23 protein-coding genes are annotated in these 21000 nt (G+C 54.8%); 15 read left to right on the forward strand and 8 right to left on the reverse strand.

What is annotated here, in order from left to right:
* The first annotated feature begins 115 nt into the window (after positions 1 to 115).
* The 4 genes from RT340_RS13310 to RT340_RS13325 all read left to right on the forward strand — a co-directional run bounded on the left by RT340_RS13310 (position 116) and on the right by RT340_RS13325 (position 2788).
* On the forward strand, positions 116 to 280 hold the full coding sequence (locus RT340_RS13310) for a YhfG family protein (protein ID WP_097119702.1): 165 nt from the start codon (positions 116 to 118) through the stop codon (positions 278 to 280).
* Positions 270 to 863: a putative adenosine monophosphate-protein transferase Fic gene (locus RT340_RS13315; protein ID WP_058960598.1), complete on the forward strand. Its 594-nt coding sequence runs from the start codon at positions 270 to 272 to the stop codon at positions 861 to 863. Before RT340_RS13310 ends, RT340_RS13315 begins: the two co-directional genes overlap by 11 nt.
* A 41-nt stretch (positions 864 to 904) precedes the next feature.
* Positions 905 to 1480 (forward strand): aminodeoxychorismate synthase component II, encoded by a 576-nt coding sequence (locus RT340_RS13320; protein ID WP_097119701.1) that lies wholly within the window; start codon positions 905 to 907, stop codon positions 1478 to 1480.
* An 87-nt stretch (positions 1481 to 1567) separates the two neighbouring features.
* The gene (locus RT340_RS13325; RefSeq protein WP_160834621.1) at positions 1568 to 2788 is read left to right on the forward strand and encodes an aspartate aminotransferase family protein; all 1221 of its coding nucleotides are present in this window, start codon (positions 1568 to 1570) and stop codon (positions 2786 to 2788) included.
* On the opposite strand, the gene RT340_RS13330 is transcribed toward RT340_RS13325, so the two are convergent.
* On the reverse strand, positions 2789 to 4864 hold the full coding sequence (locus RT340_RS13330; RefSeq protein WP_313376455.1) for a YccS/YhfK family putative transporter: 2076 nt from the start codon (positions 4862 to 4864) through the stop codon (positions 2789 to 2791).
* A gap of 58 nt (positions 4865 to 4922) precedes the next feature.
* Positions 4923 to 5555 carry a cAMP-activated global transcriptional regulator CRP gene (crp, locus tag RT340_RS13335; protein WP_000242758.1) on the reverse strand — a complete coding sequence of 211 codons (633 nt, stop codon included), beginning with the start codon at positions 5553 to 5555 and terminating at the stop codon, positions 4923 to 4925.
* Positions 5556 to 5858: 303 nt separating this feature from the next.
* Here crp and RT340_RS13340 point away from each other — a divergent pair, with 303 nt between their 5' ends.
* Positions 5859 to 6263 carry an OsmC family protein gene (locus tag RT340_RS13340; RefSeq protein ID WP_034819576.1) on the forward strand — a complete coding sequence of 135 codons (405 nt, stop codon included), beginning with the start codon at positions 5859 to 5861 and terminating at the stop codon, positions 6261 to 6263.
* A 43-nt stretch (positions 6264 to 6306) separates the two neighbouring features.
* Here the strand turns inward: RT340_RS13340 and RT340_RS13345 are convergent, their stop codons facing one another.
* The 3 genes from RT340_RS13345 to RT340_RS13355 all read right to left on the reverse strand — a co-directional run bounded on the left by RT340_RS13345 (position 6307) and on the right by RT340_RS13355 (position 8475).
* Positions 6307 to 7176: a phosphoribulokinase gene (locus tag RT340_RS13345; RefSeq protein WP_034819573.1), complete on the reverse strand. Its 870-nt coding sequence runs from the start codon at positions 7174 to 7176 to the stop codon at positions 6307 to 6309.
* 61 nt (positions 7177 to 7237) lie between these two features.
* Positions 7238 to 7456 (reverse strand): YheU family protein, encoded by a 219-nt coding sequence (locus RT340_RS13350; protein WP_034820041.1) that lies wholly within the window; start codon positions 7454 to 7456, stop codon positions 7238 to 7240.
* 2 nt (positions 7457 to 7458) lie between these two features.
* A complete protein-coding gene (locus tag RT340_RS13355; RefSeq protein WP_097119698.1) occupies positions 7459 to 8475 on the reverse strand; it encodes a hydrolase in 1017 nt (338 codons plus the stop codon).
* A gap of 60 nt (positions 8476 to 8535) precedes the next feature.
* On the opposite strand from RT340_RS13355, the gene RT340_RS13360 reads away from it, so the two are divergent.
* Positions 8536 to 9138 (forward strand): LysE family translocator, encoded by a 603-nt coding sequence (locus RT340_RS13360; RefSeq protein WP_034819569.1) that lies wholly within the window; start codon positions 8536 to 8538, stop codon positions 9136 to 9138.
* Between the two features lies 1 nt (position 9139).
* Here RT340_RS13360 and RT340_RS13365 read toward each other — a convergent pair whose 3' ends face one another.
* The gene (locus RT340_RS13365; RefSeq protein WP_160834617.1) at positions 9140 to 10120 is read right to left on the reverse strand and encodes a LacI family DNA-binding transcriptional regulator; all 981 of its coding nucleotides are present in this window, start codon (positions 10118 to 10120) and stop codon (positions 9140 to 9142) included.
* Positions 10121 to 10353: 233 nt separating this feature from the next.
* Here RT340_RS13365 and tauA point away from each other — a divergent pair, with 233 nt between their 5' ends.
* From tauA to tauD, 4 genes are read left to right on the forward strand one after another with little or no spacing between them, the layout of a single operon-like run.
* Entirely contained in the window at positions 10354 to 11334 is a 981-nt protein-coding gene (gene tauA / locus RT340_RS13370) for a taurine ABC transporter substrate-binding protein (RefSeq protein WP_160834616.1), read from the forward strand.
* A gap of 10 nt (positions 11335 to 11344) precedes the next feature.
* On the forward strand, positions 11345 to 12112 hold the full coding sequence (gene tauB / locus RT340_RS13375; protein ID WP_313376471.1) for a taurine ABC transporter ATP-binding subunit: 768 nt from the start codon (positions 11345 to 11347) through the stop codon (positions 12110 to 12112).
* A complete protein-coding gene (gene tauC, locus RT340_RS13380; protein ID WP_313376473.1) occupies positions 12109 to 12936 on the forward strand; it encodes a taurine ABC transporter permease TauC in 828 nt (275 codons plus the stop codon). The genes tauB and tauC overlap by 4 nt, the downstream gene beginning before the upstream one ends.
* Positions 12933 to 13772, forward strand: coding sequence for a taurine dioxygenase (gene tauD / locus RT340_RS13385; protein ID WP_313376475.1), 840 nt, complete (start codon positions 12933 to 12935; stop codon positions 13770 to 13772). Before tauC ends, tauD begins: the two co-directional genes overlap by 4 nt.
* 226 nt (positions 13773 to 13998) lie before the next feature.
* On the opposite strand, the gene RT340_RS13390 is transcribed toward tauD, so the two are convergent.
* On the reverse strand, positions 13999 to 15903 hold the full coding sequence (locus RT340_RS13390; protein WP_097119694.1) for an ABC transporter ATP-binding protein: 1905 nt from the start codon (positions 15901 to 15903) through the stop codon (positions 13999 to 14001).
* Positions 15904 to 16018: 115 nt separating this feature from the next.
* Between RT340_RS13390 and kefG the strand changes: the two genes are divergently transcribed.
* The 4 genes from kefG to slyD all read left to right on the forward strand — a co-directional run bounded on the left by kefG (position 16019) and on the right by slyD (position 19361).
* Positions 16019 to 16570: a glutathione-regulated potassium-efflux system ancillary protein KefG gene (gene kefG, locus RT340_RS13395; RefSeq protein WP_034830789.1), complete on the forward strand. Its 552-nt coding sequence runs from the start codon at positions 16019 to 16021 to the stop codon at positions 16568 to 16570.
* Positions 16570 to 18372: a glutathione-regulated potassium-efflux system protein KefB gene (gene kefB, locus RT340_RS13400; protein ID WP_313376478.1), complete on the forward strand. Its 1803-nt coding sequence runs from the start codon at positions 16570 to 16572 to the stop codon at positions 18370 to 18372. The genes kefG and kefB overlap by 1 nt, the downstream gene beginning before the upstream one ends.
* Positions 18373 to 18418: 46 nt before the next feature.
* A complete protein-coding gene (locus RT340_RS13405; protein WP_034830784.1) occupies positions 18419 to 18613 on the forward strand; it encodes a YheV family putative zinc ribbon protein in 195 nt (64 codons plus the stop codon).
* Between the two features lie 193 nt (positions 18614 to 18806).
* Positions 18807 to 19361: a peptidylprolyl isomerase gene (slyD, locus tag RT340_RS13410; RefSeq protein ID WP_313376480.1), complete on the forward strand. Its 555-nt coding sequence runs from the start codon at positions 18807 to 18809 to the stop codon at positions 19359 to 19361.
* A gap of 46 nt (positions 19362 to 19407) precedes the next feature.
* On the opposite strand, the gene RT340_RS13415 is transcribed toward slyD, so the two are convergent.
* Positions 19408 to 19626: a SlyX family protein gene (locus tag RT340_RS13415; protein ID WP_034830802.1), complete on the reverse strand. Its 219-nt coding sequence runs from the start codon at positions 19624 to 19626 to the stop codon at positions 19408 to 19410.
* A 279-nt stretch (positions 19627 to 19905) separates the two neighbouring features.
* On the opposite strand from RT340_RS13415, the gene fkpA reads away from it, so the two are divergent.
* A complete protein-coding gene (gene fkpA, locus RT340_RS13420; protein ID WP_045833796.1) occupies positions 19906 to 20736 on the forward strand; it encodes an FKBP-type peptidyl-prolyl cis-trans isomerase in 831 nt (276 codons plus the stop codon).
* The last annotated feature ends 264 nt before the right edge of the window (positions 20737 to 21000 follow it).

Genomic DNA, 21000 nt, shown 5'->3' on the forward strand with positions numbered 1-21000 from the left:
CGAAAGTCCTGCCTTAATGAATTAACGCGCCGGCACTCGTCGGTGCGTTCTGCTGCTCTCCGGCAAAGCTAAAATTAGCTCTTATACTTAGGGCAAATTGCTTGTCGGAGGCGCAATGACCAGCCAACTCACCGAAAAACAGAAAGCCACCCTGTGGCAACAGCGCCGCATGGCCAGTTATCAGGCCAGTTGCCGTCTTGCCGGCTACGTACTCAGCGATATCAGCGCTGAGCAGTATGAAGAGCGACTTGAGTCACTAAGGAGGCAATATGGCGGATAACAGTCTGGCCGTGCGCGACCCTTATGTCTGGCACAACGACACGGTGTTGAAAAATCGTCTCGATATTCATGATGAAGCGCAGTTGCGTAAAGCGGAGCTGGCGTTTAGCGCTGCACGCCTGGCGACACTGGAACTCGGCCCGCGCAGCACCGGTATGCCCTGGTTATGCCATATTCATCGCACGCTGTTTCAGGATCTCTACAGTTGGGCAGGGGAGTTACGCAGCATCGATATCTGGCGTGATGAGACACCCTATTGCCATTGCGAATACATCGAGAAAGAGGGCAATGCGCTGATGAGCGCGCTGGAAGATGAACAACAACTGACAAACCTGACGCAGGATGAGTTTGTCGCGCGGCTGGCGCATTATTATTGTGAAATCTTCGTATTACACCCGTTCCGCGCGGGTAATGGCCGCACGCAGCGCATTTTCTTTGAACAGCTGGCGCTGCACGCCGGTTACCTGTTGACGTGGGATAAGCTGGAACGAGAAACGTGGCGTACCGCGCTGTTTGCTGGTGTGTCGGGCGATCTGGCACCGCTGACGACACAGTTTGCGAAAGTGGTGAGTCCCGCACGGTAAAATGCGTAGAATAGCGGCGGTTTGACTGGCCTGAGGGCACTATGCTGCTGTTAATTGATAACTACGACTCCTTCACCTGGAATCTTTACCAGTACTTCTGTGAGCTGGGCGCAGAAGTGCGCGTGGTGCGTAACGATGCCATCACGCTGGCGGAGATGGATGCGTTGCCGCTGACGCATCTGGTGATTTCACCTGGTCCCTGTACGCCGGATCAGTCCGGTGTGTCTCTGGATGCCATCCGCCATTTTGCCGGTCGCTTACCGATTCTCGGTGTTTGCCTCGGCCATCAGGCAATTGCGCAAGCCTATGGCGCGCAGGTGGTGCGGGCTCGTCAGGTGATGCACGGCAAAACCTCTGTTATCCAGCACACCCATCAAGGCGTATTTCGCGACCTTAATAATCCGCTCACCGTCACGCGCTATCATTCACTGATTGTAGCGCGCGATACGCTGCCCGCAGAATTCGAAGTCACGGCCTGGAGCCTGCGTGATGGCGAGCCCGATGAGATCATGGGCTTCCGCCACCGTACGCTGCCCTTAGAAGGGGTGCAGTTCCATCCTGAGAGCATCCTCAGCGAGCAGGGCCATCAGCTATTGGCTAATTTCCTCAACGCGTAACTTATGTTTGCCTTAGTATGATTTTTTATGCATATTTTGTGATTATAATTTCACTTCAGCTCAATAAATAACCCAATGAGGTCGGCAATGGCAGCGGAAAAACTAGCGGTAACCCGGGAAACGTTCGATAACGTGATTTTGCCTGTTTATGCACCAGCGCAGTTCGTGCCGGTAAAGGGCAAGGGCAGCCGAGTCTGGGATCAGCAGGGCAAAGAGTATATCGACTTCTCCGGCGGTATCGCGGTGACTGCTTTAGGCCATTGCCACCCGGCGCTGGTGGAAACGCTGAAAACGCAGGGCGAAACCCTGTGGCACACCAGCAACGTGTTCACCAACGAACCGGCGCTGCGTCTGGCGAGCAAACTGATTGCAGCGACCTTTGCCGATCGCGTTTTCTTTGGCAACTCCGGCGCCGAAGCGAACGAAGCGGCCTTCAAGCTGGCGCGTTATTACGCCTGCAAAAAACACAGCCCGTTCAAAAGCAAAATCATCGCCTTCCACAACGCGTTCCACGGTCGTACCTTGTTTACCGTTTCTGTTGGCGGCCAGCCGAAATACTCCGACGGCTTTGGTCCAAAACCAGCGGATATCGTGCATGTACCGTTTAACGATCTGGATGCGGTGAAAGCGGTGATGGATGACCACACCTGCGCGATTGTCGTTGAACCGATTCAGGGCGAAGGCGGCGTGGTGGCGGCAACTCAAGAGTTCATGCAGGGCCTGCGTGCACTGTGCGATGAGCATAAAGCGCTGCTGGTGCTGGATGAAGTGCAGAGCGGCATGGGTCGTAGCGGTAAGCTGTTCAGCTACGAACATTACGGCATCAAGCCAGACATCATAACCACCGCCAAAGCGCTGGGCGGCGGATTCCCGGTGAGTGCGATGCTGACCACCAATGAAATCGCCTCAGTGATGGCGCCCGGCGTGCACGGCACCACTTACGGCGGCAACCCGCTGGCCTGTGCGATTGCTGAAACGGCTCTGGACATCATCAACACCCCTGAAGTGCTGGGTGGCGTTGAAGCCCGTCGTCAGCAGTTCGTTGAGGCACTGCAGGCGATTGACAGCAAATATAATCTTTTCAGTGAGATTCGCGGCAAAGGTTTGCTGATTGGCGCAGCGCTGAAGCCACAGCACGCCAGTAAAGCGCGCGATATCCTCAATGCCTCGGCAGCAGAAGGGTTGATGGTTCTGACCGCAGGCACTGATGTGATTCGTTTTGTGCCGTCACTGGTGATCGAGCCGACTGACATCGAAGAAGGCATGGCGCGTTTCGCCAAAGCGATTGAGAAAGTGCTGGCGGCGTAATCATCCTTTCGGACGTAAAACTTTCAGCCAGCGGCCGTGATGCGGTCGCTGGCTCCAGGCCAGTGAAGAGATGGTGTGCATCACATTCAGGTGTTGCAGGATGCGCTTCACATGCTGCTCGACAATCGTTACCGGCCCTTCATTCATATTCTCCGGCGCTTCCAGAATATTGCTGTCACTGCCTGGCCCGTCATACGCCAGTCGCTGCTGACAGCGCTGCAGCGCAATTTCACAGGATTGCAGATAGCGTTCCGCCAGCTTCGGCGTCAGCATGGTGTGCTCACGCGCCAGGATCGTCATCGCGTTAATATGCTCCACAATGAACTGGCTGTGGGTGACCCACATGCGCATATCTTTCAGGTACTGCGCGTTGAAGCCCGGTTCGCTCGATGCCTGATTCAGTGAGTTGAACAGTGCATTGTGCGCCTGATTGACCTTCATGCGCTGGTAAGCCAGCTTTTCAGGAGATTGCTCCGGCCCCAGCAACATCCGCAAGGCTTCCTGATAAGCCTCCAGAGCATCATGCGCGTTGCTGCGCAGTAATCCGCTCTGCCACTGTGGCCACAGCCAGATCATACCGGCAAAGGCGATCAGGCAACCCATCAGGGTATCCATCATGCGCGGCAACAGGAACTGCGCCCCGTTCAGCGACAACAGCTGAAGCGAATACACCGCCGTCACGGTGAAGCCAATCATCGACCAGCCGTAATACTTGCGCGTGACCAGATAGCTGGCGAGGGTGATGGCCAGCATAAACAGCAGGGTGATCGATTCGGGCACTTCGAGCCGTAGCGATCCTGCGGCGATCAGCAATCCGGCAAAGGTCCCCAGCGCACGGTGCTGGATACGCACTCGTGTGGCGCTGTAGCCATTCTGGCTGACAAACATGATGGTCATCAGAATCCAATAAGGCTTGGGAATATTAAAGAACAGCGCCAGCGCACTGCCGAACATCAGCATCACCGAAATACGAGCCGCGGTGCGCAATGCAGCGGACTTGAGCGACAGATAGCTGCGCAGCGCCGGGAACAACGGCAAACGGCGCTGGCGATCGGCCATCAGGTCACGGGTGTATAACGGTTTCTGGGTGCGCAGCACGCGGGCGATGCGGCTGAAATGGTAATAGCAGAAGTTGCCCACCGGATTGTCGGGATGCTGGCGCGCAATTTTTTCCAGCGCGCCGAGCTGCTTTTCCATGTGGAAGCGATCGGGCAATTGATGATAGAGAATGGCATCGGCCAACAGGCGCAGACGCGCAGAGATGGTTTTGGCATTCCAGCGGATCACCGCTTCGGCGTGACTCTGCTCGACCAGCTTTTGCACTTCTTCCGGCTGGTGCAGGCTCACCGAGATATGTTCCTGCAAATCAAGCGCCACCTGAAACGCCCGCGTCAGGCGTTTGTGGCTGTTATCGCGGCTGGCAGAGAGCATGTGCATTTGCTGATAGCAGGTGGTGATCAGATCAACGGCTTTTTGCTGACGCGCCAGCAGCGGCGGCAGCGCTTTCTCGGGATCGGTAAGCTGCGTCAACAGGGTGTATTTTGCATCGCAATAATCCGCCAGTTCCCGATATAGCAGACTGAGCGTTTCGCGCATCGGCTGCTCTTTCCACAGCCAAAACCAGAACCAGTTAAACAGGCCATACCATAGCGTGCCGCCGATATACAGCAGCGGCGGCACCCACATGGGCATGCGTCCTACCAGGCTGAGGCTAAAGATGGCAGCAATCAGCGTTGCGGGCAACAAGCGGCCGTGCAGCGGGCTGATTTCGCCGGTCACGCCTATCAGCAGCGGCAGCACAAACAGGATCAGCGGTAACGGAATGGCGTCACTGGTGAGAAATTGGATCAGAAAACTGGCGGTGGCAAACAGTGAGCCGCCAACAATCAGGCGTTTAAAGAAGCGCTTATGCGGTGTATCAAGACCCGCCATGTTGCAGCAGGCAGGCACTAAGGAGAACAGCAGGCCTTTTTGCAGATCGCCAAACATCCAGCCTAGTGCCACAGGCAGGCACAGCACCAGCGTTTGCCGCAGTGCGTAGTTGACCTCAGGATGATAGATGATTCGGCGCCACATCAGCTCATCGCAAACAAAAACGGCGCGATGTTGCCATCACGCCGTGGGTGATAAGAAATTAGCGGGTGCCGTAGACGACGATGGTTTTACCGTGTGCGGAGATCAGGTTCTGATCTTCCAGCATTTTCAGGATACGACCCACGGTTTCGCGTGAGCAACCCACGATCTGACCAATCTCCTGACGGGTGATTTTGATTTGCATCCCGTCGGGGTGCGTCATCGCATCGGGTTGTTTCGCCAGATTAAGCAGTGTTTGCGCGATACGGCCCGTCACATCGAGGAAGGCAAGGTTGCCCACTTTCTCGGAAGTGACTTGCAGACGACGCGCCATTTGCGACGAAAGTCGCATTAAAATATCCGGGTTTACCTGAATCAGCTGACGGAATTTTTTGTAGGAAATTTCAGCCACTTCGCAGGCAGTCTTAGCACGTACCCAGGCACTACGTTCCTGGCCTTCTTCAAACAGGCCCAGTTCGCCGATGAAGTCTCCCTGATTGAGATAGGAGAGGATCATCTCTTTGCCTTCTTCATCTTTGATCAGAACCGCAACGGAACCTTTCACGATGTAGTACAGCGTTTCCGCTTTCTCACCCTGATGGATGAGCGTGCTTTTGGACGGATATTTGTGAATATGGCAATGGGACAGGAACCATTCGAGTGTAGGGTCTGTTTGCGGTTTGCCGAGAACCATTCGCTATTATCCTCTGTTGTAATCGTGCCCAAAACACAGGGGGCAGTTTTCCCTGTCAGGCGGTGTAATCGTCGAGCGTTTCCAGTAAAGGAAAATTATTTCCGGGTGATTCTTAAGCTACGCTTTTGATTCTTCCCGCCTTCGTCTGTGATGACGAAAATATTTTCAGCACTGTTTGTAGCACAGCTTTTGCAAGCTGTCTTCTGTTGTCTCGCTTCAGCAACAGGCGGAAGAGTCTGGATTGCTGTTTATCAGGTGAAAGCGTACTCTGGCGGCAAAACCGCCACTTCAGGAGAAAGAATAATGCAGGCACGAGTGAAATGGGTGGAAGGGCTGACCTTTCTCGGAGAATCCTCATCAGGCCATCAGGTATTAATGGACGGTAACTCGGGTGACAAAGCGCCAAGCCCGATGGAGATGGTTTTGATGGCAGCAGGCGGCTGTAGCGCGATTGACGTGGTATCGATCCTGCAAAAAGGCCGAAATGATGTGGCTGACTGCGAGGTGAAACTTACGTCCGAGCGCCGTGAAGAAGCGCCACGTATTTTTACGCAAATCAACCTGCATTTTATCGTTAGCGGCACAGCGCTAAGCGATAAAGCGGTGGCGCGGGCCGTCGATCTGTCGGCGGAGAAGTATTGCTCGGTGGCGATCATGCTCGGCAATAGTGTGAAAATGACGCACAGTTACGAAGTGATTGAGCGATAACATAAGTGGGCGGCCAAACGGCCGCCGCTACAGAATTTCTGGATTATTCAATCCGTTTACCTTCAATCAGCCGCTGCACCAGTGGCGTCATGATTAACTCCATTGCCAGCCCCATTTTGCCGCCCGGCACCACCAGCGTGTTCATATGCGAAATGAACGAGCCCTGGATCATCGCCAGCAGGTAAGGGTAAGCAATGCCTTCCAGTCCACGGAAGTGAATCACCACAAAGCTTTCATCGAGTGACGGAATTTCACGTGCGGCAAATGGGTTGGACGTATCCACCGTAGGTACACGCTGGAAGTTGATGTGGGTGCGCGAGAACTGCGGCGTGATGAAGTTGATATAATCCTCCATTGAACGCACCACTGAATCCATCACCGCTTCACGGGAATGGCCGCGCTCGCTGGTGTCGCGCACCAGCTTTTGAATCCACTCCAGATTGACAATCGGCACCACGCCGACCAGCAAATCGACATGCTCGGCGACGTTGTGCTGCTGTGTTACCACGCCACCGTGTAATCCTTCATAGAACAGCACGTCAGTGTTTTCCGGCAGCGGCTGCCAGGGCGTAAAGGTGCCCGGCACCTGATTCCACGGCACCGCTTCGTCGTAGGTGTGCAGATATTTGCGCGATTCACCTAGCCCGGTTTTTCCGTAATGCTTAAACGTCTGTTCCAGCAGCCCGAAGTCATTGGCTTCCGGACCGAAGTAGCTAATATGACGGCCCAGATCGCGTGCCTTACGGATCGCCATATCCATTTCTGGACGGGTATAACGGTGAAAACTGTCACCTTCCACTTCCGCAGCATGCAGATTCAGCTGCTGGAAAATCTTACGGAAGGCGAGGCTGGTGGTCGTGGTACCGGCACCGCTGGAACCGGTCACGGCAATGATTGGATGCCTGGCTGACATAACAGAACTCCCTGTGAAGTCGGGCGATGAGCATTGTTACCACGAATTACTGCGCGGTGCATTAACCGCGAAACTCGCCTTTCGGCATAATGTTGACGGATTCATGCAGTTCCGACCACACCAGCACAACGTCTCCGCGCTCCAGCTGGCGGCGCACGTCGGCGACTTTCTGTTCCAGGCTGCGCTCCTGCTCACCATAGTCGGTGCCTTCGCGCAGCACGAAAGTTTCAATCAGGTTTTCCAGTGTTGCGACTTCAAGTTCTTGCCAGGGAATAATCACGATCACACATCCAGATAGGTTGAAAGCCAGTCAGGCACACGCTGTTCCAGCCACATTTTCGGCTTCATTAACGTACCGCCAACAAAGCCGACGTGCCCGCCTTGTTGTGTCAGCTGATATTCAATGGAAGCCGACAGTTGCGCCGGCTGCGGGATGACCGCATCGGTCATAAAGGGATCGTCTTTGGCATGGATGATCAGCAGCGGCTTGCGCACGCCCGTGAGCAGCGGCATAGCGCTGGCACGTTGATAATAGTCGTTGGCATCCAGAAAACCGTGCGCCCGTGCGGTAATCGCATCATCAAACTCACGAATGCGGCGAAATGCGCGCAGCTGGCTCAGTTCCACCGGTAGTGTGCCGGGCCAGGCCAGCAGTTTACGCGTAGCGTTCTGTTTCAGCTTGGTCAGTAAATAGTGCTGATAGAAACGAGAAAAGCCAGCATCGAGCTTTTCACTGCAGGGTTCGAGCGCAAAGGGTGCCGAGATGGCGACGGCGGCATCCACCGGCACATCATTCCCCTGCATGCCCAATAAATAGGCCAGCATATTGCCACCGAGTGAAACGCCCACTGCTGCAGTCGGCACCGTGCCCCATTCGCGTTGCAACCAGTGCAGGAAAAAGGTCGCATCTTCGGTTTCACCGGAATGATAGATGCGCTCCAGACGATTCGGCTCGCCGCTGCATCCACGAAAGTGCATCACCACCGCCAGCCAGCCACGCGCCTGACACGCCTGCATCAGGCCATGCGCATACGGGCTACGGAAACTGCCTTCCAGACCATGGAACATCACCATGCGCGGCTTGTGACGCGCCTGTGCCGGATCTTCGCTCCACGCGAGATCGACAAAATCGCCGTCCGGCAGGTCAAGTCGCTGCCAGTGCGGACGCAGGGTTACGCGCCGACGCAGTATGCGCGGCAGCAGGGTTTGCAGATGCGCGTTACTGAATCCGCGCAGCGGTGTAAATCGCTCGCCGTTCAGGCGATCAAAATAGCTAGGGTAAAGGCTTGTCTGATGCATAACTCGCTGATAGCTTCGATGGGTTGTCCGCTTTACTGGGTGAGGAGCACCCGAATATACATGGAACTGAGTCTTTTTTTATCAATGTTGGGTTTTCTTTGGGTCGCGGCCATCACGCCGGGGCCCAATAATATGTTACTTACCGCCTCAGGTGCTAATTTTGGCTTCCTGCGCACCATCCCGCTGCTCATTGGTATCATGATTGGTATGCAAGTCATGTTGCTGATGGTGGCATTTGGCATCGGTGGTTTGATCCTGCTTTATCCCTCTCTGCATCTGGTGCTGAAGATTGCCGGTAGCCTCTACCTGCTGTGGCTGGCGTGGAAAATTGCCACCGCGGAGTACGAGAAGCTGGAAACTGAAGATGCCAACGTCAAGCAGATGCCGTTCTGGCAGGGTGGCCTGCTACAGTTGATCAACCCAAAAGCCTGGCTGATGGCGTTGGGCGCGGTAGCCAGCTTTAGCCTGGCGGGCGATGCGTATCTGCATTCGGTGATCGCCATCAGTATCGGTATGGCGCTGGTCAATGTGGTATCCGGTGTTATCTGGATGGGCTTTGGTTCGCTGATTGGCCGTCTGTTGCGCAGCCCGCGCGCGTGGAAAATCTTCAACCTGGCGATGGGTGCGCTCACTGCCGCCTGTGTACTGCTGATCTGGCGTTGAGTTAGCTGGAGGCGCGTTCAACGCGCTTCCAGGGTAACACCTCACGCACCACTTCACTGTGCGGCTGGCGGATGCGGTTCAGTAACAGCTGAACACTGCGTGCACCCAGCCGATTCATCGGTTGTTCGATGGTGGTCAGCGGTGGATTGAGGCTGCTGGTGAAGGGAATACCATCAAACCCCACGACAGCGAGATCTTCCGGAATGCGCAATCCGGCCTCCAGCGCGGCGTGAATCACGCCAACCGCCAGCACATCTGAGACCGCAAACACGGCGTCTGGTCGCTCCGGTCGTGCCAGCAGTTCACGCAGTGCGGCACTGCCCGCTTCACACGAAATGTTTTCCGCGTAAGCCACGCCACCCCAATTCAGTTCCAGCTGTTCCAGCGCTTCGCGATAGCCACTTTCACGCTGATGCGAGTAAAGATAGCGCATATCACAGTTAACCAATGCAATACGTCTGCGACCTTTGCTGGCCAGATAGCGCACGGTTTCAAACGCCGCTTCTTTATTATCAATGGTGACACTTGAGGCGGGAATGGCCGGATCGTATTCGGCGCATTGCACCCAGGGTGCGTCACCAATCAAACCTTTTAACTGCTGCAAGCAGGCGGCGGCATCCATGGTGATCACACCGTCAACCACTTTACCGCTTAACAACGCCAGATAAGCGGCTTCGCGTGGCAACTGTGAGGCCGAATTGCACAGCAAGATGTGATAACCCTGCGCTTCGGCTTCAGCTTCAATACCTTGCACCACACGTGAGCAGAAGGGATTAGTGATGTCTGAAATTAACACCAGCAACATATGACTTTGGGCAGTACGCAGCTGGCGGGCCAGCAGATTAGGCTGATAGTCACAGTGATTGATGGCCGCCAATACTTTCTCTCGCGTATCTGTACGCACGCCGGGATGCTGGTTCAACACCCGAGAAACCGTGGCTTTAGACACGCCAGCAAGACGGGCAACTTTCTCAATCGACATGGATTTCAGTACCGCCAGTAGAGGTGAAAAATCAGAAGCCTATCAATAGCACAGTCGCTATGTGAGCGTGTGACATATTTCCGTCTTTACGCCTTCTTTGCATTTGCGCATTTCGCATAGCGTTGCCCGATGTTGATCTAAGAACAGATTTTCATTAGGGATAATTTTTAATTCCTTTATGAAATTACAGCCGCTGGAGAAACTGCCATCACGACATAACATTGGGGTGAATGATGATGGCAGTAAAAAAAACGATAACGGCAGTGGCGGCAGCATTGGCCCTGATGGCATTCCAGGCACAGGCGGTCAACGTCACCGTGGCATATCAAACCTCGGCGGAACCGGCCAAAGTGGCGCAGGCCGATAACACCTTCGCCAAAGAAAGTGGCGCGACGGTCGACTGGCGCAAGTTTGATAGCGGTGCCAGCGTGCTGCGGGCATTGGCCTCCGGTGATGTGCAAATCGGTAATATCGGGTCCAGCCCGCTGGCAGTGGCGGCAACACAGCAGTTGCCCATCGAAGCTTTCTTACTGGCATCACAGCTTGGCAATTCCGAAGCGCTGGTGGTCAAAAAATCCATCACCAGTCCCAGGGATCTGATTGGCAAACGCATCGCCGTGCCCTTCATCTCCACCACCCATTACAGCCTGCTGTCAGCGCTCAAACATTGGGGCATCAAGCCATCGCAGGTGCAGTTAGTGAATCTGCAACCGCCAGCCATTATTGCAGCGTGGAAACGCGGTGATATCGACGGCGCGTACGTCTGGTCACCGGCGGTAAACGAGCTGGAAAAGGATGGCACGGTGTTAACCGACTCTTCTCAGGTGGGCAAATGGGGATCGCCAACGCTGGATGTGTGGGTGGTACGCAAAGATTTCGCTCAGCAGCATCCTGAAGTGGTTACCGCTTTCGCGCGCAGTGCGATTGAGGCACAGCAAGCCTACATTGCGAATCCAGAACAGTGGCTCAAGCAGCCCGACAATCTCAGCAAACTGGCGCGCCTGAGTGGCGTACCGGAAAGCGATGTGCCGGTGCTGGTGCAAGGCAATACCTACCTGACCGCACAGCAGCAGGTGGAACAGCTGGGCAAGCCAGTGAACAAAGCCATTGTTGATACCGCGCACTTCCTGAAAGAGCAGGGCAAAGTGCCGGATGCCGCTAACGATTACAGCAGCTTTGTCACTACGCGCTTTGTCGCGCCTTTGGCGAAATAACGGAGGCCGTATGCTCAGCATCACCAATCTGAATGCACGTTACGCCGGACAACCCGCGCTGCAGGATATCAATCTGCAGCTGGATCAACGCGACCTGCTGGTGGTGCTGGGACCGTCAGGCTGTGGCAAAACCACCTTACTGAACTTGATCGCCGGATTCCTGCCGCTGGAGTCAGGCAGTATCACGCTGGATGGCAAAGCGGTAAATGGACCGGGCGCAGAACGCGGCGTGGTGTTTCAGAACGAAGGGCTACTGCCGTGGCGTAACGTGATCGATAACGTGGCGTTTGGCTTGCAGCTGGCGGGAATGGACAAGGCTGAACGCCACACCATTGCTCGCCGTTTAATCCGCAAAGTCGGACTGGAAGGGGCAGAAAAGCGTTTTGTCTGGCAGCTCTCTGGGGGGCAACGTCAGCGCGTGGGGATTGCGCGTGCGCTGGCGGCTGATCCTCAGTTGCTGCTGTTAGATGAGCCGTTTGGTGCGCTGGATGCCTTTACACGCGAACAGATGCAAACCCTGCTGCTGACGCTGTGGCATGATACCGGCAAACAGATTCTGTTGATTACCCACGATATTGAAGAAGCGGTGTTTCTTGCCAGCGAACTGGTGCTGCTGTCGCCGGGGCCAGGCCGTGTGGTGGAGCGCATCAAACTCGACTTCGGTCAGCGCTTCGCTGCGGGTGAACCGTGCCGCAGTATCAAATCCGACCCGGCCTTTATCGAGCGCCGTGAATATGTGCTGAATCAGGTCTTTTCCCAGCGGGAGGCGTTTGTATGAGCGCGGTGATTGATGAGAAAACCCAGACTCGCCGACGCACGTTGCGCTGGCCTTTTTCACCGCAGTTTTCCCTGAGCTTGCTGAGTGTAGCCGTGCTGCTGCTGGTGTGGTGGAGCGTGACGGCGCTCAATTTGGTGGCACCGCTATTTCTGCGGCCGCCCCAGCAGGTGCTGCAAAAGCTGCTGCTGATCGCCAGCCCGCAAGGCTTTATGGATGCGACCCTATGGCAGCATCTGGGCGCCAGCCTGACGCGCATGCTGGTGGCGCTGTTCTTCGCTGCGTTGATTGGCATCCCGGTGGGGATTGCAATGGGCCTGAGCCCGGCGATTCGTGGGCTGCTCGATCCGCTGATTGAACTCTATCGTCCGGTGCCGCCATTGGCCTATTTGCCGCTGATGGTGATTTGGTTTGGCATCGGCGAAACCTCGAAAATCTTACTGATCTATCTGGCGATCTTCGCGCCGGTGACGCTGTCGACGCTGGCAGGGGTGAAAAACGCTCAGCAGGTACGGATTCGCGCTGCGCAGGCACTAGGCGCTACGCGCTGGCAACTGCTGCGCTTTGTCATCCTGCCGGGCGCATTGCCTGAAATCCTTACCGGTTTACGCATTGGCCTCGGCGTCGGCTGGTCAACGTTGGTGGCTGCCGAGCTGATTGCCGCCACGCGCGGACTGGGATTTATGGTGCAGTCTGCGGGCGAGTTCCTTGCCACCGATGTGGTGCTGGCCGGAATCGCCGTAATTGCCTTGATCGCTTTTAGCTTAGAACTGGGTCTGCGCGCTTTGCAGCGCCGATTAACGCCCTGGAATGGAGAACAGCAATGAACGAACGTATCACTTTTACCGCGCTGGGCCCGCATATCGGTGCGCAGATTAGCGACCTCGATCTCAGCCGCCCGTTAAGCGACGCGCAGTTTGAGCAGCTTTATCATGGTCTGCTGCGCCATCAGGTGTTGTTCCTGCGCAATCAGGTGATCACGCCGGAACAGCAGCGCGCTTTGGCGATCCGCTTCGGTGATCTGCACATCCATCCGGTGTATCCGCATGCAGAGGGGGTGGAAGAAATTATCGTGCTGGATACCCATCAGGATAATCCACCGGATAATGATAACTGGCACACCGATGTGACCTTTATTGAAACGCCGCCGGCGATTGCGATTTTAGCGTCTAAGCTGCTGCCGGAAAGCGGTGGCGATACGTTGTGGTCAACGGGTATTGCGGCCTATGAAGCGTTGTCCGAACCGTTTAAGCAACTGCTGAGCGGCTTGCAGGCGGAGCATGATTTTAAGAAGTCGTTCCAGGAGTATAAGTACCGCAAGACGGAAGAAGAGCATCAGCGCTGGCAGCAAGCGGTCGCCAAACATCCGCCGGTGCAGCATCCGGTGATTCGTACCCATCCGGTGAGCGGGCGCAAGGCGCTGTTTGTCAATGAAGGCTTCACGACGCGTTTACTGGGATTGAGTGAGAAGGAGAGCGAAGCACTGCTGAATTTCCTGTTCTGGCACACGGCAAAACCGGAGTTTCAGGTGCGCTGGCGCTGGCAGGAGAATGATGTGGCTATTTGGGATAACCGCGTCACGCAGCATTATGCGAATGCCGATTACTATCCGGCGCGGCGAGTAATGCATCGGGCGACGGTGTTAGGGGATGTTCCGTTTTAAAAGAGTGCGGTGGTTAACCAGGTCGGCCTAAATGCCGACCTGTCGGCAGAAGTTGAACAAGAATACCGGACTTACAACAGACGCTGAGCATCCACGAAATCCGCACCAGACATACTTGCCTGACAGCAGAAGCTGAACAAGAATGCTGGCCTTCCAGAGATGCGAACCCTGCCTGCTGATCTTACAGCAGGCACTCACCCTGCAGGGGCAGCATGGATGCTGAACACTAACTCGCCAGCATTTGCTCCAGTTGTTCCTGGGCATCCAGCCAGGCCATTTCAACGTCTTCCAGCGCCGATTTGCTTTCAGCCTGACGTTGCAGCGCCGAGGTTAAATCGGCCTTACGGCTCTGATCGTAAATTGCACTGTCTGACAGCATCGCTTCCGCTTCGCGGAGCTGGCTCTGCCACTTCGCCATCTGCTTCTCTAACTTCTCGATCTCTTTACGCAACGGCTGGGTTTGCGCGCGCAGTTCAGCATCGCGGCGTTTCTGATCTTTACGAGACTGGGCGCTGTTGGCGTTATCCTGCTTCGGTGCAGCATCCTGCTGGGCTTGCTGCTTTTGCAGATCGCTCAACCACTGCTGGTAATCATCGAGATCGCCTTCAAACACATCGACTTTGCGGTCATGCACCAGATAGAGATCGTCGGTGGTGGATCGTAGTAAATGACGGTCATGCGAAACCACCACCAGCGCACCCTCGAAATCAATCAGCGCTTCGGTCAATGCCTGACGCATGTCGAGATCAAGGTGGTTGGTCGGTTCATCGAGTAGCAGCAGATTTGGACGTTGCCAGACGATCAGTGCCAGCACCAGTCGCGCTTTTTCACCGCCTGAGAAACGTTCAGTGATTTCACTGACTTTATCACCCTGGAAACCGAAGCCGCCGAGATAATCACGCAGCTGTTGTTCCAGCGTTTGTGGCGCAATACGGGCCAGATGCTGCAATGGCGATTCATCGGCGCGCAGGTATTCAAGTTGATGCTGAGCGAAGTAGCCAAGCTTGATGCCTTTTGCCAGGCCAACTTTGCCATCCAGCGCTTCAATTTCACCGGCCAGCAGTTTGATCAGCGTTGATTTACCCGCACCGTTACGGCCGAGTAGACCAATGCGTGAACCCGGTACCAGATTCAGTTTGATGGCATCAAGAATGATGCGTTCGCCATAACCCGCCGTGACTTTCTCCATTTTCAATAATGGATTGGGCAGGCTCTCTGGTGCGCGGAAGCTGAAGCTAAACGGGTTATCGACGTGAGCCGGGGCAATTAACTCCATGCGCTCCAGCATCTTGATACGGCTCTGCGCCTGTTTGGCTTTAGTGGCCTGGGCGCGGAAGCGATCGATGTACTTTTGCAGGTGCTGTACTTTTTCCTGCTGGCTCTGGAACAACGCCTGCTGCTGCGCCAGTTTGGCGACGCGCTGGCGCTCGAACGAGCTATAGTTGCCGGTGTATTCGAACATCGTCTGCTGTTCGATATGAATGATTTTATCCACCACCGGATCAAGGAAGTCACGGTCATGCGAGATGAGGATCAGCGTGCCTTCATAGCTTTTCAACCAGCGCTCTAGCCAGATAACAGCGTCAAGATCGAGGTGGTTAGTCGGCTCATCCAGTAGCAGCAGATCGGATCGGCACACCAGCGCTTGCGCAAGGTTAAGGCGCATGCGCCAGCCACCGGAGAAATCACTCACCGGCCGCATTAATTGTTCCTGGCTAAAGCCCAATCCGTGCAGCAGGCTGGAGGCGCGAGCATGTATGCTCCACGCCTGAATTGCATCCAGCTTGCCATGCAGCAGAGCGATGGCGTTGCCGTCATCCCTGGCGTTGGCATCAGCTAATTCGGATTCAAGCTGACGATATTCGCGGTCGCCGTCGATAACATATTCCAGCGCGGCTTTAGTGAGGGCCGGGGTTTCCTGGTTCACCCATGCCAGCGCCCAGTTACCTGGAAAAGTGAAATTGCCTGCATCACTGCTAATTTCGCCCTTCAGGAGCGACAGCAGCGTGGATTTTCCACAGCCGTTCTTACCCACCAAACCGACTTTTTGGCCGGGATTAATGGTGGCTGTTGCGTTGTCCAGCAGCACGTTAGTGCCGCGGCGTATTTGTAATGCGGAAAAGACAATCATAAGCGCCGTATCGTCAGAATATGTTAATTTATCGGCAACATAATTCAATAATGGTTAGTTGCGTCGAGCATGGTAGCGGAATTCCGTTGCGGTGACGACGCTTTGGAGGGGAACGATGTCGCAGCCACCCAAAATTTTGCTGCTTTACGCCCATCCGGAAACACAGGATTCGATTGCTAATCGGGTTTTGCTGCAGTCGGCTATGGAACTGGACCACGTCACGGTGCACGATTTATACGCCCACTATCCGGATTTTTTCATTGATATTCATTACGAGCAGCAGCTGCTGCGCGAACACCAAATCATCGTTTTCCAGCATCCGTTGTATACCTACAGCTGCCCGGCTTTGCTGAAAGAGTGGCTGGATCGCGTTTTGTCGCGTGGGTTTGCCAGCGGCCAGGACGGGAATGCGCTGGAGGGCAAGTACTGGCGCAGCGTGGTGACCACCGGAGAACCGGAAACCGCGTATCACCATAACGGCCTGAATCGTTATCCGATGAGCGACATCATGCGTCCGTTTGAGCTGACGGCGCAGATGTGTCGTATGCACTGGATGACGCCGATGGTGATCTATTGGGCTCGCCGCCAGACACCGGAAGTGATGCGCAATTATGCGCGCGCCTACCGTGACTGGCTCTCGTCACCATTGCCGCAGGGAGTGATGTGATGGAAGGTCAAACGTTACTCACTGCCGGAGTGATTTATCTGGTGGCCGCTGTGGTTGTGGTGCCGATTGCGGCCCGACTAGGCATTGGTGCCGTGCTGGGTTATCTGCTGGCGGGTATTGCTATCGGCCCGTGGGGACTCGGGTTTATTAGTGACGTCGATGAGATTCTGCACTTCTCCGAACTCGGCGTGGTGTTCCTGATGTTCATCATCGGGCTGGAGTTGAATCCCGCCAAGCTTTGGGCGTTAAGACGTTCAATCTTTGGTGTGGGCGCTGCGCAGGTATTGGTTTCTACCGCGATTCTCGGTGTGCTGCTGTGGCTGACCAACTTTAGCTGGCAAGCCGCGGTGATCGGCGGGATTGGCCTGGCAATGTCTTCGACGGCTATGGCACTGCAATTGATGCGCGATAAAGGCATGAATCGTAGCGAAGCGGGACAACTCGGCTTCTCGGTGCTGCTGTTCCAGGATCTGGCTGTCATCCCCGCATTAGCCCTCGTGCCGCTGCTGGCCGGTGGCGACAGTGGCCATGTTGACTGGCTGAAAGTGGGCATGAAGGTGCTGGCGTTTGCTGTCATGCTGGTGGGTGGCCGTTATCTGCTGCGTCCGATTTTCCGCTTTATCGCCGCTTCCGGTGTGCGTGAAGTGTTCACGGCGGCTTCATTATTACTGGTGCTGGGCTCGGCGCTGTTTATGGATATGTTAGGGCTGTCGATGGCCCTCGGCACCTTTATCGCCGGGATCCTGCTGGCCGAGAGTGAATATCGGCACGAGCTGGAAGTGGCGATCGAACCCTTCAAAGGGTTGCTGCTCGGGCTGTTCTTTATTTCCGTCGGCATGGCGCTGAATTTGGGCGTGCTCTATACCCATATCGCGGAGATTATCCTTGGCGTAGTAATTCTCGTGGCGGTCAAGACGCTGGTGCTCTATGTGCTGGGCCGTATTTATGGTTTACGCAGTTCCGAGCGCCTGCAGTTTGCCGGGGTGCTTAGCCAGGGCGGTGAATTTGCTTTTGTGCTGTTTTCAGCGGCCTCGTCGGCCAAACTGTTTAGCGGCGATCAATTACCACTGTTGCTGGTGACGGTGACGCTGTCGATGATGACCACACCGCTGTTGATGCAGGGGGTGGATAAAATTCTCGCACGTCGGTTCAATGAGCCCGATGATGACAATGAGAAGCCGTTTGTCGAAGATGATCAGCCGCAGGTCATTGTGGTTGGCTTTGGTCGTTTTGGTCAGGTGGTGGGCCGCTTGCTGATGGCTAACAATAAGCGTATTACGGTGCTGGAGCGTGACATCTCGGCTGTCAGCCTGATGCGCAAATATGGCTATAAGGTTTACTACGGCGATGCCACTGAGCTTGAGTTACTGCGTGCTGCCGGTGCGGAGAATGCACAATCCATTGTGATTACCTGCAATGATCCGGAAGATTCGATGTCCATCGTTCACCTTTGCCAGCAGCACTTCCCGCAGCTGGAAATTCTGGCGCGTGCGCGTGGCCGTGTGGAAGCCCATGAATTACTGCAAGCGGGCGTAACGTTGTTCTCGCGTGAAACCTTCTCCAGTGCGCTGGAGTTAGGGCGCAAGACGCTGATCTCATTGGGGATGCATCCACATCAGGCACAGCGCGCGCAGCAGCATTTCCGTCGCCTCGATATGCGCATGCTGCGTGAACTGGTACCCAGTCATGATGACAGTGCGCAGGTTTCACGCGTGCGTGAAGCTCGTCGTGAGTTAGAAGACATCTTCCAGCGCGAAATGCAGCATGAAAAACGCCAGATTGACGGTTGGGATGACGAGTAGGACTACACTTAACATATCCGTTGCTTAATAGCGGGCAGGAAAGAGTATGCGTAAACGTTTTATTGCTGGTGCGGTATGTCCGCAATGTCAGGAAAAAGACACGCTGGCGTTGTGGCGTGAAAACAATGTCGAAGTGGTGGAGTGCGTGCAGTGCGGCCATCAAATGCGTGAAGCGGATAAACAAGTTCGCGATAAGGTGCGCAGCAATGAGCAAGTGATCGGCATTTTTCATCCTGAGTAGCAGAATGGCGCAGCTTTTTTTAAGCTTAAACTTACAGCGGGATTGAATTCCGCTACAATCGGCGCCATTAACGCTGAGCAGTATGCAGCAACACATTTGTTGGCATCCTCAGTCTTGAACCTTTCTGGTTGGTTATTGCACGCAAAATAGACCAATGAGACGGGATCTCAGTTCTCAACGGTTAGGAGATATCATGAAAGTAGCAAAAGACCTGGTGGTGAGCCTGGCGTATCAGGTTCGTACCGAAGACGGTGTGTTGGTTGACGAGTCACCGGTGAGTGCACCGTTGGACTATCTGCACGGTCATGGTTCCCTGATTTCTGGTCTGGAAAAAGCGCTGGAAAATCACGCGGTTGGCGATAAGTTTGATGTGCATATTCCGGCAAACGACGCTTACGGTCAGTACGATGACAACCTGGTGCAGCGTGTACCAAAAGACGTGTTCATGGGCGTCGATGAACTGCAGGTTGGCATGCGCTTCCTGGCAGAAACCGATCAGGGTCCAGTGCCGGTTGAAATCACTGAAGTGGAAGACGAGCACGTTGTGGTTGATGGTAACCACATGCTGGCGGGTCAGAACCTGAACTTCAACGTGGAAGTGGTAGCGATCCGTGAAGCAACGGAAGAAGAAATCGCACACGGCCATGTACATGGTGCAGATGCTCATCATCATGACCACGATCACGACCATGGTCACGATCACGGCCAGGGCGGTTGTGGTACTGGCGGTTGCGGTTGCAGCCACTAAGTTCTGCATTGAACAACAAAAGGCCACCTTCAGGTGGCCTTTTGCTTTAATAGTGCGGTGGTGGCGTCTCTTCGGACTGCGAAGCAATCGGTGAAGGTGTCGCGGCTTTCACTTTATCCACTAATAAACGTACCTGTTCGCGCATACGACTCATCTCCAGTTCATGTTGAGTCACCGTCAGATTGAGCTGATCGATGGTGTGCTCCTGAAATGCCAGTTTGCTCTCCAGCGCCTCAAGGCGTTGTTCCCACTCTTCATGCTGCATCATTTCTTCTCCTGTCACGGTGCTGCGCCTGGCGCGTATCGGGCGTGATTCTACGGTCTTTAGCGGCAGAATCACCCGATTTTTAACCTTTATGGGGCTTTGCGGTTGAAATCAGCGCTAATGCCTTCATCTCTGGTGAAACTTCCTGATGCAAAAAAGGTCGGATGTTAAGCGGGTAATTACGTTGTGGGAGTGTTCGCCGCTGCCACGTAAAGTTATAGTGTGGGCCACTGTCCGCAATGATTCCCGAGGTTTAGATGCTTCGGTTTTGGAGAAAGGATGAAATCACTGTTTAAAGTCACATTGTTAGCTACCACCATGGCCATTGCGCTGAATGCACCGCTGGCAATGGCAGCTGAAACCGCTGCGGCTCCGGCTGACGCTGCTCAGGCAGCACCGCAGGCACCGAAAAATGCTGCCTTCAAAAACGAAGACCAGCAGTCAGCTTATGCGCTGGGTGCTTCTTTGGGTCGCTACATGGACAACTCTCTGAAGGAACAAGAGAAACTGGGCATCAAACTGGACAAAGATCAGTTGATCGCAGGTGTTCAGGATGCATTCGGTGGCAAGAGCAAACTGTCTGATCAAGAGATCGAGCAGACACTGCAAGCCTTCGAAGGCCGCGTGAAAGGCGCTGCACAGGCGAAGATGGAAAAAGACGCGAAAGAGAACTCTGACAAGGGTGCCGCTTACGCTGATAAATTCGCCAAAGAAAAAGGCGTGAAGAAAACTGAATCTGGCTTGCTGTATCAGGTTGAGAAAGAAGGCACCGGTGACGCACCTAAAGACAGCGACACCGTCGTCGTGAACTATAAAGGTACGCTGATCGACGGTACCGAGTTCGATAACTCTTACACCCGTGGCGAGCCACTGTCATTCCGTCTCGACGGCGTGATCCCAGGCTGGACCGAAGGTCTGAAGCACGTGAAGAAAGGCGGCAAGATCAAGCTGGTGATCCCACCGAACCTGGCTTACGGCAAAAATGGCGTTCCGGGCATTCCGGCCAACTCAACGCTGGTATTTGATGTTGAGCTGCTGGATATCAAGCCAGCGCCAAAAGCGGATGAGAAAGCACAGGCTCCGGCCGCTGCTGATAAGAAAGCGCAGTAATCTGCTTGCGCTTCTGACGCCGCCTCCGGGCGGCGTTTTTATTTGTCCGCCAGACTTGAGCTGCGCTGGCTGTGCTCGCCATCCTCACTCATGCTCAGGGCATGAACCAACATGCCGTCTTGCAGCAACCCAAATTGTTTAGGGGAATGAGTAAAGCTCTGGCTAAACATCCCGACATTTGCCAGACTAGCGCCTGCACAACTATCACAATATGAGTCTGCCCCAAAGCTGTCGAGACAGGCTCCAGCCATTTAGGGTAATGTC

This window comes from Pantoea sp. CTOTU50773 (assembly GCF_032082325.1).
Taxonomy (GTDB): domain Bacteria; phylum Pseudomonadota; class Gammaproteobacteria; order Enterobacterales; family Enterobacteriaceae; genus Pantoea; species Pantoea communis.